This window comes from Achromobacter sp. JCM 18799, from assembly GCF_055395645.1.
The window spans coordinates 1,667,450-1,685,086 of sequence record NZ_AP043866.1 but is presented as its reverse complement, the minus strand read 5'-3'; the positions used below and the strand labels follow the sequence as shown (position 1 = coordinate 1,685,086).

Below are 17,637 nucleotides of genomic sequence, written 5' to 3'. Positions count from 1 at the left end.
ATCAGGATAGCAGCCAGGGCAAACGGGCGCGCCGATCATGTCAGGCCCCCGCCGGCCTGATGTTCTGGTTGTGCCGGAACAGGTTGTGCGGGTCGTAGCGGGTCTTGGCCTGGACCAGCCGGTCGAAGTTCGGGCCGTAGGCCGCGCCCAGCCGCTCCGGTTCGTCTTGCGTCAGGAAGTTCACGTACACGCCTCCTTGCGCATAAGGCTCGGTGGTGCGGAACAGCGTCCGGGCCCAGGCGATGCAGCGCTCGTCTTCTTCCGGAAAGTCCCAGCGTCCGTGCACGTTCATGGCGAATTGCGCCGCACGGTGCGGATAGGCCATGGCGGACACCGGCACCTGCGCGGCCACGCCGCCGATGTAGCCCAGGAAGATCTCGCATTGCGGCGACGGCAGGTTTTCCACCGCGGCGACGATGGCGTCGATCAGCCCGTCTTCCAGGCCCCCCAGGTTGTGCGACTTCCAGTAGTTGCGGGCGCCGGGCGTAAGCAGCGGGTCGAAGGCCTTTTGCCAGGCGGTGTAGGGCATGGGGCCCAGATGCTCGCCATAAGGCGTGCCGAAGCCGCGCACCACTTCGACCGCGGCCGGACCTAGTGCCGGATCGCCCGTATAGCACATGGCGAAGGCGACCATGGGCTTGCCATGCACATCTTGAGGCAGGAAGGGCAGCGGCGGCGCCAGGCGCAGCACGGCCCAGACCGTCAGTTCCTGGGGCAGCGTCGCCAGCGCATCGCGGTACTTCGACAGCGCTTGCTTGCCCTGTTCCAGCGGCAGCACCACCAGGCCGCCATACACCTCGGGGCCGACCGGATGCAGCTGGAATTCGAACATCGTGACTACGCCGAAATTGCCGCCGCCGCCCCGGATCGCCCAGAACAGGTCCGGGTTGTCCTGCTCGCTGGCGTGCAGCAGCTTGCCGTCCGCGGTGACGACGTCGGCCGAGAGCAGGTTGTCGATGGTCATGCCGAACCTGCGGGTCAGCCAGCCGAAGCCGCCGCCCAGCGTCAACCCGGCCACGCCGGTGGTGGAATTCACGCCCAGCGGCGTGGCCAGGCCATAGGCCTGGGCTTCGTGGTCGAAATCGGCCAGCGTGGCGCCGGGCTCCACATAGGCCCGGGCGCGCAAGGGATCGACGCGCACCGACTTCATCGGCGACAGGTCGATCATCATGCCGTCGTCGCAGACCGCGGTGCCAGCGATGTTGTGGCCCGCGCCGCGCACGGACAGGACCAGGCCGTTGTTGCGCGCGAAATCCACGGCGCGGCGCACGTCGGCCGCGCCCGCGCATCGGAAGATCACCGCCGGCCGGCGGTCTATCATCGCGTTCCAGATCTTGCGGGCGTCGTCGTAGCCGGGGTCGCCCGGGCAGAGGACCTGGCCTCGGGCCGAGGCTTTCAGATCATCCAGGGCGCTATCGGAAAGTTTGCTCATCACACACCTCCTTGAAGGTGCTGCTTCGTGAACAACCTCTGAAACTGGGGCCTGCGTAGCAGGCCCTGGCCGCCTATGGGTTCGGGCGCGGCATGGGAGACGCCTCCTGGGTAGAGGGCCATGACCCGGAAAGGGCGGCGCGCCGCGCCGGGAGCCGGTCGGCCCGCTCCCGTTTTGCGCGCCGTGGCGTGCGTATCTGGAAAGCTTACTCCTCGCTGGTCCATTCCACCTGCACGCCGAGGCTGCGCAGGTTTTCGACGAAGCGCGGATGGGCGCGGCGGATCGGCGTGGCGTTGCGGATTTCCGAACGGCCGTCGATGCTGCTGGCGATCATGAAGAGGGCGATGGCGACGCGGATGATGTAGGGGCTTTCGACCACTGCAGGCGTCAGCGGCCGGCCGCCGAACGTGATCAGGCGGTGCGGATCGGACGAAAACACGTGCGCGCCGAACTTGGACAGTTCGCCGGCCCAGCCCAGCGCGCCGTCGTAGACCTTGTTCCAGAACATGGCATTGCCTTCGGCGCACACGCCCAGCGCGATGAAGATGGGCAGCAGGTCCACCGGGAAATAGGGCCACGGCGCCGCCTCGACCTTGGTCAGCACATTGCTGGTGAAGGGCGTCTGCACCTTCAGCGGGCCCGAGCGCAGCGCGCGCGACCAGCCGTTCTCGTGCACGATCTGCACGCCGAACTTGGCGAAGGTGCGGTCGATCAGCGGGAAGTTCGCGGGCGTGCTGTTGCGCACCACCACGTCGCCGCCCGTGATCGCGCCCAGCGCGAGAAAGGTGGTGATCTCGTGGAAGTCTTCCTCGAAGGTGAATTCGCCGCCGCCCAGGCGGGCGCCGCCGCGCACCGTCAGCCGCGAGGTGCCGATGCCGTCGATGTCCGCGCCCATCATCGCCATGAAACGGCAGAACTCCTGCACGTGCGGCTCGGAGGCGGCGTTGGTCAGGGTCGACTCGCCCTGCGCGGCGGCGGCGCACAGCACGAAGTTCTCGGTGGTCGTCACCGAGGCATAGTCCAGCCAGTGGTGGGTCGGCTTCAGGGGACCGCTGCTGCGGACCAGCAGCGAGCCGCTGGCGCGCTCCACTTCGCCGCCGAAGGAGCGGAAGATGTCCACGTGCGGGTCGATCTCGCGCACGCCCAGGGTGCAGCCCTTGACGTTGTCTTCCAGCCGCGCCACGCCGAAGCGGGCCAGCAGCGGCGGCACCAGCATGATGGACGAGCGCATTTCCTCGGGCAGCCGGTGGCGCGCGGCGTCGAAGGCGGTGTCGCGGTGGTGCAGGTCCAGGGTGCGGGTGGACTCGTCCAGCCGCACCTCGCTGCCCAGGGTGCGGAAGATGTCCAGGATCTTGCGCACGTCGGTGATGTCGGGCACGCCGTGCAGCCGCAGCGGCTGGTCCGTCAGCAGGGTGGCGCACAGCACCGGCAGGACCGCGTTCTTGTTGGCCGAAGGGATGACGCGGCCGCGCAATGGGGTGCCGCCGTGGACGATGAGGTTGGACATGGAGCGAGTAGGACGAAAAGAAAGAGGGAGGGGAGCCGCCAAGGCTCCCGGTAAATTCACACTGTAAGGGGGCGTGGCACCCGTGTCATGCCGGCTTGGCGGCGCCGGGGCCGGGATTCTTGCGGATCAGGACCCAGCCGCCTATGGTCAGTGCCAGACCGGCCCCCAAATAAGGCAAGCCGAAAATCAGCGCCCAGAAAAACAGCGCCGTATAGGCGTCGTTGGCCGCCTGCTTGCCGCCGGTGGCCGGATTGAAGATGCCGGGTTCCATTGCAAGCAGGGCGCCGAGCAGGTTCAGCAGGACGGCCAGGCCGAGCATGGCGCAGCCCCAGCCGATCAGGCGGCGGAAATTGGGAATGCGGACCAGCGCCGCGACGAGCGCCAAGCCTATCAGCAGCGACACGATGCCCGTCGTGATCAGCATTTTGTCCAGCGCTGCCATGTAGGCAAGCCCAGTCAAGTCCGCCAGCCCGAACGCGTGCTGCATGACCGGATTGACGACGCCGCCGCTGGCCCAGGCGACGAGCAGGCCGAACGCGATGCTGGTGAGCCACTTGGTCAGGGCAGAGGGCATGCGGGAGTCCTGTTCATAATGCGGTGCAGCGAGAATACTGCGGATTGCTGCTGACGATTGAGACCGGCGGTAACCGCGATCCGGGCAAGGCGCCGCCGCCTAGGGCCGGCGCCGCATTCTTTCCTGGTGCAGCAGCCTGACCTGTTCGGCGAACTCCGGCACCGGTCCTTCGACGGGAATGCCGTCCACGACCTCGGCGATGGCCAGCGGCCGCACCTTGGACGTGGGGGCGACACCCCATTCCCGCAGCCATTCACGGTATTGCGCGGAGGAGCTGGCATAGACGATGCGGCCCAATCCGACCCAGCCATGCGCCGACGCGCACATGGAGCAGTGTTCGCCCGAGGTATAGACGGTGCAGGCGGCGCGCTCGGCCGCCGGCACATTGCTGGCGGCCCAACGCGCGATCTCGAATTCCGGATGCCGCGTGCGGTCGCCGCCGGAGACGTGGTTGTGGTCTTCGAACAGGACCACGCCGTCGGGCGAGACCAGGACCGAGCCGAAGGGCTCGTCGCCAGCTTCCAGCGCCTGTCTGGCGAGTTCGATACAGCGCGCCAGGTGCTTCTTGTCCGTTTCTGTAATCATGCGAGCCTCCTTGTGTATGCCGCGCGGCGCGTGGGGACCGGCGGCTGTGGGTGGGGAGGCCGCCGGCATGCATCCGCAAGCATAGCCTTGTTGCAGGCTGGCTCAGTAATACACGTCCACGTAGTCCGTCAGCCCGCCGCAGGCTTCCATCTGCTGCAGGCGCCAGTACTTGCGCTTGCCGGACGCGCGGAACTCGAATTCGCCGTTGCGCTCGCAGCGCCGGCCCTTGTCCGGCGCGTCCAGGATCAGGATCGTGCCGCGGAAGATGAAGCGGTCGCTGGCGATGGAGACGATATCGCCCTTGATCTTCAACGTGCCTTCGTGGTTGGCCTGAGTGCCCTCGATGCGGACCACGTCGTTTTCATCCGTCGCGGTCAGGTGGCCGCGCTGCGCGGACCAGAGCCATTGCAGCGTGATGCCGCTGTTGTTCATCAGGCGCTCGTAGGCGGCCTGGTTCTGGATGTCGGTCTTCTGCACCGAACCCGAGGGCGCGGCCGCGGCCGGGGCCGCAGCCGCAGCGGTCGGGGCAGAAGCGCCTTGATGCGCCCTCACTTGGGCCGCAGCCATGGTCGGCACAGCCGCGGCCATGGCCAGGCTTGCCGCCAGCAGCAGGCTGGACATCCGCTTTTTTCCCAGGGCGATGGGGGTGTCGCGCTCGAGGTTCTTGTGCATGGTTCTCGTCAAGTAAGGGTAGGAGGGCGCGGCCGCCCGGTCCGGGCAACCTGACGGGGACGCCGCCAGGGATGCGCCTGGGCCGAGGGTCGGCGGGCGCATAACTTAGCATGGTCATCGGACCCCGATAATTGCTGTTGTTTGAGCTTGTGTATCCATTGGTTATTTGCATTACCAATGAATACCGCCAGACGCCGCGCCAGTCCATGCCCCCCGCCCACTCATTGTTTGGCGGCTGCGCTCTGCGCCCGGAAGGCGGCTTCGCCCGCATCGGAAATCTCGACCCATTTCCTGTCGGGCGCGGCGTCCGGCACATAGCTGTCGTGCCAGTTCCACCACTTGTAGGTCGGCGTCTGCGGATAGCCCTCGGGCGAGTCCTCCCAGGCTTCCTGGCGCCCCAGCGGCGTGATGTCCAGGTAGTTCCAGGTGCCGCCCATCTGCTCGTCGCCGCGGTTGTTGAGGAAGTAGGTGCGGAAAATGCGGCTGCCGTCGCGGTAGAACACGTTGGTGCCATGCCACTCGTCCACGCCGAAGTCGGCATCGAAGCCGTCGGTCAGCGTGTACCAGGGCATTTTCCAGTCCATCTGCGCTTTCAAGCGCGCGATGTCCGCCTGCGGCGCGCGGGAAACAAAGACCAGCGTGGTGTCGCGGGCGTTCAGGTGCGCCAGATGAGCGACCTGGTCCGCCACCATGGAGCAGCCGCGGCAGGCATGTTCCGGCCAGCCGTACACGCCCGGTTCGAAAAAGGCGCGGTAGACGATCAGTTGGCGGCGGCCATCGAACAGGTCGGGCAGGGCGAGCGTGCCCGAGGGGCCCTCGAACACATAGGTCTTGGCCACTTCCGTCCAAGGCATGCGCCGGCGTTCGGCGGCCAGCGCGTCGCGGGCGCGGGTGTGGGCTTTTTCCTTGACCAGCAACTGCTGGCGGGCGGTTTCCCAGTCCTGGGGCGAGACGACCGGGGGCGTGCGCATGGGGATGCCATTGCTTGATGCAGTCATGATTTCCTACCTCCTTATCGCGGGCCGGCGCCCTGGCGCAAGGGTCTGCGCGCAGACTGGCTGCTCGGTGGCCTGGAAACAGTCTGGCATCGCAGGGCAGAGAGGGGGGAGTAACAAATCCGGCGCAATTCCGCCGGCGGCGGGCTCAGAAACTTACCGCCAGGCCCACCGAGAAGCCCGACACGTTGTTGCCGAACACATAGCGGCCCACCAGCCGGGTGCGGGTGATGATCATGTTGTAGGCGCTGGAGTCCAGCTCAAGGCCGGCGCCCACCGAGGTCAGCCGGTCGAAGCCCAGGATGCCGCGCTGGTCGCCGAGGAACTCCGAGTGCGTCAGTTCCAGCACGTAGCGCAGCGGCCGTTGCAGCATGACGAATCCCGTGGGGGCGCGGTAGCGCGCCCACAGATTGGCCGATTGCGCCGTGGCATGGCCTTGCACGGCCGCGGAGCTGTCGAAGCTCTGCAGGCGCAGGTCCGAATAGCGCAGCTCCACGTCGACCTCGTAGCCGGGTCGGTAGTGCTCGTAATCCAACATGAGCGAGCCGCCCAGGCCGTAGGCGTTGAGCGAACCCTTGTCCAGGAAATCGATGTCCTTGCCAGTCTGGCGTCCCACATACCAACTGGCCGCGCGCAGGTCGCTGGTGACATTGCCCAGCGCGAAATTGAAGATGGGGCGCAGTTTCAGTTCGTCCGTGAGCTTGAAGTCCCAGCCGATGCCGCCCGTGGCGGATACGCTGTTCCACTTGGTGGGGACGGTGCGAGACTCCGCCCCTTGCGTGGCGACGAAAGTCGGATCGTAGCGGCTCCAGGCCAGCACGCCTTCAAGGTAGATGGGCACGGATTTGGAAATGGTGTCGCCGCCGCCCAGCTGCGACATGGAGAATTCGCTGGACCCGGAGACCGATCCAGTGCCGGCGCCGATGTTCAGGGCGCTGGTCGTGATGTCGGGCACGATGGAGAACGACATGATGGCCAGCACGCCGTTGGCGCGCTTCTGCAGGTCGTCCTTGCTCAGGCGCAAGCCTTGCTGCGCCAGGGCGGGAGCAGCCGCTGCGCAGGCCAGCAGGGCAAGCAGCCAGCCCATATGTCGTTTCGCCATGCTCAGGGGCAGGGGCATGTCATCTCCGGAACGAATGCGTGTCCAATGGCGGCAGCCAGCCTTGGGGCGTCAGGCAATCTAGGGGGCGGCGGCAGGCGGGTCAACCATGGATTGGCGCTGGGCTGCCAGCAGAGCGTCGCTCTGGTCGATGCGGATGGTTCCAATCCGCGGAAATTCGAAATCCACGATGATGTAGATCGCCGCCGTCATGACCACCGCATAGACCAGCTGGTGCAGCATGCTGTCGCGCTGGGCGACAGCCAGTTTGGATCCGATGAGGCAGGCGCACACCAGCGCCAGAAACACCAGGAACGCGTAGGTGGCGACGGGGGGATGGACCTTTTGCGCCACGGTCTGGGCGGTGGACACGTCGAACATGTCATTGACCGCGCCGATGTACGACGCCGCGAAGGGCGGCACGGTATTGCGGGCGGCGCTCATCGACGTGGTCCAGATTTCTTTCTGCAGCGCGCCTACCCGGCCTGCGATCGCTTCGCGCTGGCCCAGGTCGGAAACGTGGCTGTAGTATTCGATGCGCCCGTCCACGTAGCGCCGGAACTGCTCGCGCAGCTTGGGCTGGTCCGCGGCATTGAGCATGTCGATCCGCAGCCAGGCCGTGCCGATGGCGTTGACCTCGAGCACCAGGAGGTTGCGGCGCTCGGCCATGCGCTGCGCCGCGCCCGAGAACGTGAAAGCCACCAGCAGGCCCAGCAGCGCGAACACGGACGCCTCGATGGCGGCGGCGCCGGCGCCGCTCTTGTCGTCGGCGCGATGGCCCAGGCGCTTGCCGATGCGCATCGCAAGCAGCAGCAGCGCGAAGAACAGGACCGCCAGACCCGCCAGCAGAAGGGAATAGTTCATCAGGTCACCACGCGTTCAATTGCGGTTGGTCGGGTACGGCGGCACAGCCTGGGCCTGGTCGCGCCACAGCGTGACGCGGTTGCGCCCCGCCTGCTTGGACGCGTACAGGGCCTCGTCAGCCCGCCGTATGACTTCGGAAGCGGACTCGCCGTCCTGCGGCCAGAGCGCGACGCCGATGGATATCGTCACGCGGCCCACGCTGTCCGGCATGAGACGGCGGGCCACGGCCGTGCGCAGGCGTTCGGCAACCTCGCAAGCCTTTTCAGCCGAACCGGTGGGCAACAGGGCGATGAATTCTTCTCCCCCCACCCTGAAGGCGCGGTCCTGGTCGCGCAGGCCGGCGCGGATCACCTCGGTCAGCGCGATCAGCACTTTGTCGCCCGTCATGTGGCCGAAGCTGTCGTTGATGCGCTTGAAGTGGTCCAGATCCATGGCGATGACCGCCACGGATGCGCCGTCTGCCGCGTAGGCGTTCAGCACCTCGGTCATGGCCCGGCGGTTCAGCAGACCGGTCATCGGATCCGTCAGCGCCTGGGTGTTCAGGCGTCCCACTTCGTCCTGATGCTGGTCCAGCGTCGATCGGACGGCCTCGCGCAACGTGTCGGCCTCGGCGTACCACGCGTTGAGCCGCGCGAGGTCCACGCCGCCCGACTTGCCTGCGGTCATGGCGCGCGTCAGGCGCGACAGCGGCGATGCGATGGCATAGGCCAGGCCGCACACCAGCAATAGCGTGAGCGCGATGGCCGGGATGGCGGAGCGCAGCGCATCCCCCAGCAATTCGCGCAGCGGCGACAGTACCTGATCCAGCGTACGCTGCGCCACCACCGCCCAATTGCCCTTGGGCAAGGGCGCGTAGCCGGTCAATACGGCGCCGCCGTCCGCCTTCGGATGCAGGGCGGCGCCGACGTTCCGGGCCGATTCGATGCTGGCCAGATCGAGCGTGTCGGGCGCGGCGTGCCGGCGGTACAGCACGTCGCCGTTGCTGCCGACCAGGAACACCGACATGCCGGCGATTTCGTCCCGGTCGCCGATGATCCGGTCCATGCCGCTGCCAGCATCCAGCGTGATGGCAATGGCCAGATAGGCCTGGGGCGCGCCGGCCGCGTCTTCCACGGGTTCGGCCACGGTAAGCACCGCGGCCTGCGCGCCGGGTATCTCCGTCACCCAGGCGCCCGAGCCTGGGGCGCTCACGCCCAGATCGGCAAGACGGAGGATCTTTGCATCCGCAAGCTGGCCCGTAGGCGAGCGGGCAACGATACGGCCTTCGGCGTCGGCCAGCATGACCGCGTGCAGCGAGTCGACCTGGCCGGCTAGGCGCTGCAATTCGTTCTGCAGCGCTTGCGGTTTTCCCATGGAGGCAGCGAGTTGGCCGGCGGCATTGCGGGCCTGGCGATGCAAGGCGGCAATGTAGACGTCGATGACCTCGGCCAGCTTCTCGGCGCGCGCGTGGTTGGCGGCCAGCGCATTCTTGATGATCTGCGCCTTCTGTACCTGGTAGCTGGAGTACATGGCGTTGGAAAAACCGACGGCGACGCTCAGTACGGCCAGGACGACCAGCACTGCAAGCAGGCCGATTTTGCGCTTGCGCAGGCCTGCGTGGCTAGACCGAGGGCTCATCGAGACTCCGTGCAATATTCCATGCGTGTTGGTGTATCGACTGCGTTTAGTCTGCAAAGATAAATGGGCTGGGGGCGGGCCGCAAGAGCTGACGCCGGGAATGGCGATCCGCCGTTGATTTACCGGAGAAAAATGTGAGTTGCCGCCAACACGGACGGCCTGATGCCATCAGGCCTGGGAATTCCCGTTACGTCGGTGCCGGCGCGCCCTTATGCCTATTTCACCTTGATGATGTCGTCCGGCTTCCAGGTCTGGTCGTAGAACGCATCTTCCGCGCCGTACAGCCGCAGCGCGACCAGGAAGTCGCGCCCCGGGATGGTCTGAATGAAGGCGGCGTCCGCCGTGCCTTCGGGCTTGTCCGGCCCGAACCAGATTTCCACGGAACCGTCCGCCTGCTTGGGGATGTCGTAATAGCCGTTGGTGGAGGGCATCAGCTGCCTGGTTTCCGGCATGGTGCCGTCAGTCACGTTATAGGCCGTGACCGCCCAGAACAAGGCCGCCGGCGCGTTGGGCGGCAGCCGCAGCTTGTAGGTGTTGGATCCATGCAGGAAATTCCCGGCGGCATCCCGGGCGGTGTAGGGGTATTTCGAACCCGCGCCCGTGGTGCGCATGACCATCGCGGGGGCGGACGAATAGGCATACTGGAAGAAGCCGGCGCGCTGGTTCACGTCCAGATAGCTTTCCTGCATCCATTCGGCCGTGCCGCCCGCCCAGGCCCGTTCCCATTGACGGTCCTTATAGTAGAGGTTGCGTCCATCCTCCCGCCCCAACTGGCGCAGCGCCAATATCATCCTGGGCGCGGTCTCCACGGCTTTCTGCAGCATGTCCTGCTGCCGTTGGGTCGGCTCGAAGGGTTGACCCTTGACGATGCCGATGGACGCCAGCACGCCCCGCAGTTCGGGATCGATGGCGGACACGGGCTCGTAGTCGACGAAGTCCTTGAGCTTCTGCCAGAACTGACGGTCCACCGGATACATCATGTCCACGCGCTTGCCGCTGGCATCCGGAAACTCCATGGGCTTGATGTTTTTTTCCTCTGCCCAGAGCGGATAGACGCGAGTGGTTTCCGCCGCCTTGACGGCGGGGGCGGGGTCGGGTTTGCCGTCGCCCTTCGCCATGACCGTGCGGAAGAACAGGAACACGTTGTAGGTCGGCGATTTGAAGGCGAAGTAGCTGCTGGGAATGTGGCCGTCATAGTCCGGCGGCAACAGCAGATACAGGCCGCCGCGTGCGCGGTCAGGGCCGATGGCGCCCACGTCGGTAATGGTGCGTTGGAAGAAGTCGGTGAACATGCCGATGACGTTGGGGGGCGCCTTGACCACCAGCGGGCCGGTCTTCTTCAGGTCCAGGTAGCTCATGGAATAGATGACGTCGGCGTTGGGCGTGGGCACCATGGTCTTGGCGTCCATGCGCTCCTTCCAGATCGGCAGCACGTTGTAGCCGGCTCCGAACGCCTTCTCGGAGCCATCGCGCATGCCGATGACGTTGAGCGCCGGCAGCATCGTCATGTAGGCGTGAATGGCGCGTTGGTAGTAGAGCTCGTCGCGCAGGCCTTCGGCCTCCTTTTGGTCGAGCCAGTTGCCATTGTTGATTTGCCTGACGAGCGGCGAGATGGCTGCTTGTTCCTGGGCTGCGCTGGTTCCAGCGCAAAAGGCGGCAAGCAACGCGGCCGCCAACAGCTTGAATCGGGGTTGGGCGCGCATGAATGAACTCCTGGTGAGGGTGCGGGAACGCTCCCGCGCACGACATGACGAGGTGGAAGAGGGGCGGACCGGCGCTGCGCCGGTCCGGGCCGTCAATCCATCTTCTTGATTTGCGGCGGCTTCCAGCTGCCGTCGAGTATGGCCTGCTGGCCCCAGTACGCGCGTATGTAGAGCGAGATGGGCTCTTTGGGCGAGGGCAGCCAGTTGGCCTCCTTGTCCTTGCCAGGAGAGGTCGGTCCCACATAGAGAGTCAAGGAACCGTCCGCATTGCGGGCGAGGTCCTTGTTCTTGGTACCGAGCGAATAGCGCTTGAGTTCGTTCGGGCTGAAGAGATGCAGCTTGTTGTAGAGCGTCAGGGACCAGAAGCCCTTGACGGGCGGCAGCTGGCCCTTGGGGAAAGTGATTTCGTAGCGTTGGCTGCCATCGAGCTGCGCGCCGGCCGCGTCGAAGTCCGTATAGAAATACTGGGTTTCGCTAGGCCGGTTGTCGAACATGTTCGACTTGGAGGTGCCGGTCCGGTTGAAATAGTCCAGGCCCGTCTGGGCATTGTTGACGGACCGGTTCCAGTTGTTGCCGGCAGGGCGCCCATTGTGCTTCCACTGGAAGAAGGGCGCTATGACTTGCTCTTCGGTTTCCTTGGCGGTCTGGAGCAGCGCCTCCTTGATTGCCGGATCGCGCGCCGCCGCGGCCAGCACGGAACGGAACTGGGCATACATGGCCTCCTCGCCTGGCAGCGGCGGGACTGTGTCCAGCACCTTGCCTAACTGGTCGAAGAATGTCTCGGGGATTACCCAGCGCGTTTCTCCTGAGCTGGCGCTCTCGGCCTGAGGGTTCGGGATATCGGGTGTGTTCTTCCAGTTTATGGTCTTCATCTTCCCGTCGAAATCCTTCAGCGGATAGAACACGACCTGGTTTATCTTGTCCTGTATGGCTTTGCGATCCTGTTCCGTGTCATCCATGAAAATACGCGGGATGGCATTGGCCAGCGCGGTTGGACTGCGGATGACACCCTGTACGCCTGCGGGCCGTTTGCCCTTCCAGTTGGGGCCGACCAGCAGATAGAAGCCCGGCTTGCTCTTGTAAGGCTTGCCCAGTTCGCCGAACTGGTTGGTGCGCTGGTCGTAGAGCGCGTAAACCCAGAAGCGATCGCCGAAGTCGGGAACCTGGGCGATCACGGGTTCCTCGTCCAGCGAGAAGAAGCCCAGGCCGTACACCACGTCCTGATTGGGGCAGGTGACGAAAGTCTCTTGCGGGGCGATGTAATCGTGCAACATGCCGGCCTGGCCGCGTGGTGCCACAGGAAGAATGCCGCCCAGCAGGCCGGGGCGGGGCGCCTTGGTGATCCGATCGCTGCGGTTTTGCATGTTCACCATGGGCCAGCCCCAGATGTAGGCATAGCGGCCTATGGCCTTCGCGTACTCCGGGTGCATGACGATGTCAGGCGCCGGCAGGGCCAGCGCGGCTTTGCCGGCTGGCGCCTGCGGCGCACCGACGGCGGGCGGGGCGCCCGTCGCAAGATTCAGGCAAAGAAACGAGAGAATTGCGACACCATGCTTCATTCTGCGCTCCTGTCGGGGACTGCCAGACTGCTTGCGGGAGACGCCATTTTCACTAGTGACTCGATTGCAAGTCCATGCTAATTTCGGCAATAACTCGTCAGAAAGTTGCGAGGGTCTCGATGGAGCTGTTCCAGTTCGGATCGTTCGGAGAGTACGAAGCCGCGGTGGTTGACGTAGACCTGAAAGTGCGTCTGCTCGGGCCACAAGACGGAGGCTGGCGATTGGGGCACGCGGACGTTGGCGGGATCACTGTCCAACGCGGAATTGAAGCCGTGCCGAATCTGTGTGAAGCCGCGGTGGCGGCCACGCATTTCATGTTTCTGATATCCGATGCCGGATCGGCTTCGGCCTGGCTGAACGGCGTCGCATTGGGGCCGGACAAACTTGCCGTTCTTGCGCCTGGCCGAGGCTTCGTCTTTCGCGCCGACGGCCCGAATAGCTGGGTGACCATCGCGATTCCTCTGTCGTCGCCCTTGTTGCAGGCCGATGACGAAGTCGGCGGGATCTTGCGCTACTGGTCTCGGGCCACCAACGTATTGACCGCCAGTCCTGCGCACATCGCGGCCTTGCAGCAGGCCGCTCTTTTTGCGGCGGACTCGAGAATGCCTGGCGAAGCCGGCCGCGTGCTGATCGAAAATGCGATCGCAACCATGGTCTTTTCCCGCCGTCCGCGGCCGGCGCCTGGTGGAAGACCAGGGGTTTCCTTGCACGAATTGTGCAACGCGACCTTGACGCTTTTCCGGGCGATGGACGGCGATGGACGGAAGAGCGCCGGCTACGATGGGCTGAGCGTGGGCGATCGATCATTGAGGACGTTCTTTCGTCATTGCTTTGGCTTGAGTCCGGTGCAGTATCTGCACTTGCGGCAGTTGCATGCGGTTCATGCCGCCTTGGCCAGCGCCGTGGCGGGCGAATGGTCCATTGCGGAAATTTTCGAACGTCAAGGCTATCCCTATTCCAACTACGCGCTGACTCGCTATCGAGCGCTTTTCGGAGAAACGCCGTCGGCGACGCGCCGACGTTTCTTCAATGCGGCTAGCCAGCTTGGCGTTTCATAGCGCCAGCGCATCGGGCCGGCACGTCGGCGCGCCTGTCACTGAAGAGGAGTACGAGCATGCCCAGCAAAAACACGATTTGCCTCTGGTACGACCGCGACGCCCTGGAAGCCGCGCAGTTCTATGCCCGGACCTTTCCCGACAGCGCCGTCAGCAAGGTGCTGCGCGCGCCGGGGGATTATCCTTCCGGCAAGCAGGGCGACGTGCTGACGGTGGAGTTCACCGTGGCAGGCATCCCCTGCGTGGGCCTGAACGGCGGCCCGGCCTTCAAGCACAGCGAGGCCTTTTCCTTCCAGATATCCACCGAGGACCAGGCCGAGACCGACCGCCTGTGGAATGCCATCGTCGGCAATGGCGGCCAGGAAAGCGAATGCGGCTGGTGCCGGGACAAGTGGGGCCTGTCCTGGCAGATCACGCCGCGCGTGCTGATCGAAGCGATCTCGGACCCCGACCCTGCCATCGCCAAGCGCGCGTTCGACGCGATGATGACCATGGGCAAGATCGACATCGCGGCCATCGAGGCCGCGCGGCGGGGGTAGGGGGAGGATTCCTCCTTTTGGCTGATTCCGGCGGGAACCGCGCGATCTATCATGGAAGCGCCGCGCCGGGGCAGCCATCCGCATGGTTCGTCCCGAGGGTGGCAAGTGCTTGCGCTATCTTGCTCGGGGAGCTTTTGCCATGGCCACGCTCGCGGTTCGCCTGATGGCGTTTGTCGTGCTTGCGGGCTGCGGCGCCGCGGCTCATGCGGGGCCCGGACAGGCCATGGAGGCCACCGGCACGTCGCGCTCCTCATCGTCCTCGCGCAGCAACAACACCGGCGCCGCCATCGATGCGGCGCAAAAGGCGCTGAGCGATTATCTGCGCAGTTCCGACCAGCAGGACGGCGCGCTGCTCGATCAGGACGCGCAGGACCGCCTGCGTCAGCAGTACGAGGAGGCGCAGCGCGCGGCGGCCCAGGCCCGGGCGAAGCAGCAAGAGGCCGACTATCAGCGGAATCGCGACCGGATCAAGGAGCGCTATGGCGCCGATCCCGCGCTGAATCCGTGGGGTAGCGGTTCCGCCAGCCGCGACAAGCCCCGCAATGCGCCCGCCGACGCGCCGAACCCTCCGGCTTCAGCCAAGGCCGGGGCCAAGGACCCGGGGCTCGATTACGCCGGCCAGGCCTGCGAGTACTTCACGCGGCCCTCGGATGCCGCGCATCTGAACTATTACAGCGAAGGGTCGACCGTCGTGTACGGCGGACGCGTCTACCAATGCAAGGACGGCCGCTGGGCCTACCGCTATCCCGATACCGTGCTGAGCGCGCGCGACCGCAGCCGGCTTTCGGCCACCCAGCTGGAGAAGTGACATGTCATTGTTCGCGTCGGTCATGGCGGCCGTGCTGGCGTCTTCGACCCTGGGCGCTCCGCAGGGCTCGGGAATGGGAAACAGCGAAGCCTTGTACAAGGCTTATTCCAGCGCCTTGGATCAGGGCTTTCAGGCGATGGGGCCTGGCATGCAGCGCGCGCTGGCAACCTATTGCCAGGACGGGCTGTCCATCGACGGCTACTGCAGCATGGTGGAGCACGGCGCCATCATAGGCAGTCATCTCAGCGGCAATTACGAGGCTGTGCTGCGCTACAGCGACCGGTACGCAACGGCCATGCTTGCCTACCTGGGCGCCAACCGCGTTCCGGCCGGCGCCTGTATGCCCTTGAACGCAGCAGTGGTGAATCCACGCACGAGCAGGATTACGGCCTCCTGGGACGCTCTTTTGCCGTCCCTGGTCTACTTCGCTCAGACCAAGCTCAGGCTGCCCGCGAGCGGCTCCTATTACCAGGCGTTCTACTGCGCGCGCCGTGGGCCCAACAATCTGTTCGAGGACTATGACCCTGAACATTCCAGCGTGCCGGCCAGCGAGGCGGAAGTGCGTGTTGCGCGCAAGTTCGAGGCGGAGATCCTGCGGCCGTTCCGCGTCGCGAATGAACAATTGCACGCGGAACTCCTCCAGACCGCCGATCAAGACCGCGCGGCGGGCCGCCGTCACCTGCTCAAACGCTCCGTCCTGTTCGGAAACGCGTATGCGGCATGCAGCCGGGCGCGTTTCCCGGCCAACCTCTGCGGCTACCTGAGCACCGACCGCATCGAGGTCGATTATTACGAGCGCCAGTAAGCCGGCTTTCACGCACCCAACAGGAGAAGCGATATGTCATTGTTCGCGTCGGTCATGGCGGCCGTGCTGGCGTCTTCGACCTTGGGCGCGCCGCTGGGTTTGGGAACGGAACGGAGCGAAGCCTTGTATAAGGCCTATTCCAGCGCCTTGGACCAGGGCTTTCAGGCGATGGGGCCTGGCATGCAGCGCGCATTGGCAACGTATTGCCAGGACGGGCGGTCCATCGATGGCTACTGCAATTGGGCGGTGCAAGGCGCCATCATAGGCAGCTTTCTCAGCGGCAACTACGAGGACGTGCTGCGCTACAGCGACCGCTATGCCGCTGCGAAGCTGGCTTATCTGCAATCCAGGCGCGAGCCACTGGGCGCCTGCATGGCGGTGTACGTGAGCACGGTGAAGCCTGGCACGACCAGCACTTTGATTTCCTGGAGTTCGCACGTGCCGTCGTTGAACTACCTGGCGCAGGCGCGGCTGAAACGGCCCGCGACGGGGCCGTACTACCAAGCGTTCTATTGCGCGCGACGGGCGCCGAATGACTTGCTGGACGCCTATGACCCCGAGCATTCCAGCGTCCCGGCGAGCGATGCGGAGTTGCGCGTGGCGCGCAAGTTCGAGGCGGAAATCCTGCGGCCGATGCGCACGGCGAGCGAGCAGATGCAAGCCGAACTCGTCCGTACCATCCAGACCGACAGCACGGCGCTCAGCCGCAATTTCCTCCAGACCGCGGTGCTGTACGGAAACGCCTATTCCGCATGCAGCCGGGCGCGCTTCCCGGCCAATCTCTGCGGCTATCTCAGCGCGGACCGCATCGAGGTGGAATACTACGAACGCCAGTGAGCCCGCGCCGCTGTGCGGGTGCCGCGAGCTGGCATAACATGCACTGATTGCGATACGCCACGGAGCGCAGACAGTGCGATTGCCCGCCAGTCCGGATCACACGGCGTTTTCCCGGCTGTGCCGCGCGCGGGACCTGCTCGCGGATCTGCGGTCCGCGCAGGTTTCGGTCGTGGATGCGGCGCGCGAAGCGAGCATGTCCCCATTTCACTTCATCCGCCGCTTCGAGGCCGCGTTCGGCGAAACGCCGCACCAGTTCCGCACGCGGGAAAGACTGGCGGCCGCGCAGCGGCTGCTTGCGCATGGCCACGCCGTGACCGACGTGTGCCTGGAACTGGGCTACAGCAGCCTGGGCTCGTTCAGCGCGCTGTTCGCGCGCAGGATCGGGGTCTCGCCCGCGCAATACCAGCGCAGTCTGCGCCAAGTCGTCCATATCCCCGACTGGACGCCGCATCCCCCGGCATGCCTGTTGCTGATGGGCGGACCAGCCGCTATCGCAATTTTCGAGAAGACGCGGCGCCGGCCTTGAGCCATGCTGGGGCTTTTGCGGCCCGGCCATGGTCATGCCGGATTTTGCGCCCAGGCATAAGGAGAGACGATGAGGATCAAGCTGAACAGCATATTTGTCGACGATCAGGACAAGGCGCTGCGCTTCTACACCGAGGTGCTCGGCTTTATCAAGAAGCAGGATTTTCCCGCGGGCGGCGCGCGCTGGATCACGGTGGTTTCGCCCGAGGGACCGGACGATCTGGAGCTGGTGCTGGAGCCCAACGGCCATCCGGCGGCCAGCGCCTACCAGACCGCGCTCAGGAATGACGGCATCCCCGTCACCGCCTTTGAAAGCGCCGACGTCCAGGCCGAAGCGCAACGCCTGAAGCAGAAGGGCGTGGTCTTCACGGTAGATCCGACCGCCGCGGGTCCGGTGACGATCGCGATCTTCTCGGACACCTGCGGCAACCTGATACAGATCTACCAGTTGAATGGCTGAG

The 17,637-nt window shown here is 65.3% G+C and carries 18 protein-coding genes; 7 read left to right on the top strand and 11 right to left on the bottom strand.

The window, feature by feature from the left end; genetic code table 11:
• Positions 1-40: 40 nt before the first annotated feature.
• From ACZ5YA_RS08020 to ACZ5YA_RS07970, 11 genes are all read right to left on the bottom strand, one after another.
• Positions 41-1,432 (bottom strand): FAD-binding oxidoreductase, encoded by a 1,392-nt coding sequence (locus tag ACZ5YA_RS08020; RefSeq protein WP_464092341.1) that lies wholly within the window; start codon positions 1,430-1,432, stop codon positions 41-43.
• 205 nt (positions 1,433-1,637) lie between these two features.
• Positions 1,638-2,939, bottom strand: a complete 1,302-nt coding sequence (locus tag ACZ5YA_RS08015; RefSeq protein ID WP_059373348.1) for a UDP-N-acetylglucosamine 1-carboxyvinyltransferase — start codon at positions 2,937-2,939, stop codon at positions 1,638-1,640.
• A gap of 85 nt (positions 2,940-3,024) precedes the next feature.
• Positions 3,025-3,513 carry a hypothetical protein gene (locus tag ACZ5YA_RS08010; RefSeq protein ID WP_118932115.1) on the bottom strand — a complete coding sequence of 163 codons (489 nt, stop codon included), beginning with the start codon at positions 3,511-3,513 and terminating at the stop codon, positions 3,025-3,027.
• A gap of 99 nt (positions 3,514-3,612) precedes the next feature.
• The gene (locus ACZ5YA_RS08005; RefSeq protein WP_280016550.1) at positions 3,613-4,098 is read right to left on the bottom strand and encodes a nucleoside deaminase; all 486 of its coding nucleotides are present in this window, start codon (positions 4,096-4,098) and stop codon (positions 3,613-3,615) included.
• A 102-nt stretch (positions 4,099-4,200) separates the two neighbouring features.
• Positions 4,201-4,770 carry a hypothetical protein gene (locus ACZ5YA_RS08000; protein WP_464092340.1) on the bottom strand — a complete coding sequence of 190 codons (570 nt, stop codon included), beginning with the start codon at positions 4,768-4,770 and terminating at the stop codon, positions 4,201-4,203.
• Between the two features lie 221 nt (positions 4,771-4,991).
• On the bottom strand, positions 4,992-5,768 hold the full coding sequence (locus ACZ5YA_RS07995; RefSeq protein ID WP_464092339.1) for a DUF899 domain-containing protein: 777 nt from the start codon (positions 5,766-5,768) through the stop codon (positions 4,992-4,994).
• 145 nt (positions 5,769-5,913) lie between these two features.
• The gene (locus tag ACZ5YA_RS07990; RefSeq protein ID WP_165867804.1) at positions 5,914-6,885 is read right to left on the bottom strand and encodes a hypothetical protein; all 972 of its coding nucleotides are present in this window, start codon (positions 6,883-6,885) and stop codon (positions 5,914-5,916) included.
• A gap of 60 nt (positions 6,886-6,945) precedes the next feature.
• The gene (locus ACZ5YA_RS07985; protein WP_118932119.1) at positions 6,946-7,728 is read right to left on the bottom strand and encodes a bestrophin-like domain; all 783 of its coding nucleotides are present in this window, start codon (positions 7,726-7,728) and stop codon (positions 6,946-6,948) included.
• A gap of 15 nt (positions 7,729-7,743) precedes the next feature.
• Positions 7,744-9,345: a GGDEF domain-containing protein gene (locus ACZ5YA_RS07980; RefSeq protein ID WP_251881471.1), complete on the bottom strand. Its 1,602-nt coding sequence runs from the start codon at positions 9,343-9,345 to the stop codon at positions 7,744-7,746.
• A 215-nt stretch (positions 9,346-9,560) separates the two neighbouring features.
• Positions 9,561-11,048 carry a DUF1254 domain-containing protein gene (locus ACZ5YA_RS07975; RefSeq protein WP_118932121.1) on the bottom strand — a complete coding sequence of 496 codons (1,488 nt, stop codon included), beginning with the start codon at positions 11,046-11,048 and terminating at the stop codon, positions 9,561-9,563.
• Positions 11,049-11,140: 92 nt separating this feature from the next.
• Positions 11,141-12,607: a DUF1254 domain-containing protein gene (locus ACZ5YA_RS07970; RefSeq protein ID WP_464092338.1), complete on the bottom strand. Its 1,467-nt coding sequence runs from the start codon at positions 12,605-12,607 to the stop codon at positions 11,141-11,143.
• Between the two features lie 119 nt (positions 12,608-12,726).
• Between ACZ5YA_RS07970 and ACZ5YA_RS07965 the strand changes: the two genes are divergently transcribed.
• The 7 genes from ACZ5YA_RS07965 (at position 12,727) to ACZ5YA_RS07935 (ending at position 17,636) form a co-directional block, all read left to right on the top strand.
• The gene (locus ACZ5YA_RS07965; protein ID WP_464092337.1) at positions 12,727-13,665 is read left to right on the top strand and encodes an AraC family transcriptional regulator; all 939 of its coding nucleotides are present in this window, start codon (positions 12,727-12,729) and stop codon (positions 13,663-13,665) included.
• A 56-nt stretch (positions 13,666-13,721) separates the two neighbouring features.
• On the top strand, positions 13,722-14,201 hold the full coding sequence (locus tag ACZ5YA_RS07960; protein WP_059373333.1) for a VOC family protein: 480 nt from the start codon (positions 13,722-13,724) through the stop codon (positions 14,199-14,201).
• A gap of 139 nt (positions 14,202-14,340) precedes the next feature.
• On the top strand, positions 14,341-15,009 hold the full coding sequence (locus tag ACZ5YA_RS07955; RefSeq protein ID WP_059373331.1) for a hypothetical protein: 669 nt from the start codon (positions 14,341-14,343) through the stop codon (positions 15,007-15,009).
• A 1-nt stretch (position 15,010) separates the two neighbouring features.
• The gene (locus ACZ5YA_RS07950; RefSeq protein ID WP_059373329.1) at positions 15,011-15,814 is read left to right on the top strand and encodes a hypothetical protein; all 804 of its coding nucleotides are present in this window, start codon (positions 15,011-15,013) and stop codon (positions 15,812-15,814) included.
• A gap of 33 nt (positions 15,815-15,847) precedes the next feature.
• On the top strand, positions 15,848-16,651 hold the full coding sequence (locus ACZ5YA_RS07945) for a hypothetical protein (protein ID WP_464092336.1): 804 nt from the start codon (positions 15,848-15,850) through the stop codon (positions 16,649-16,651).
• 193 nt (positions 16,652-16,844) lie between these two features.
• Complete coding sequence (locus tag ACZ5YA_RS07940) at positions 16,845-17,177, top strand: helix-turn-helix transcriptional regulator (RefSeq protein WP_118932183.1); 333 nt, start codon at positions 16,845-16,847, stop codon at positions 17,175-17,177.
• A gap of 69 nt (positions 17,178-17,246) precedes the next feature.
• Positions 17,247-17,636: a VOC family protein gene (locus tag ACZ5YA_RS07935; protein WP_464092335.1), complete on the top strand. Its 390-nt coding sequence runs from the start codon at positions 17,247-17,249 to the stop codon at positions 17,634-17,636.
• The last annotated feature ends 1 nt before the right edge of the window (position 17,637 follow it).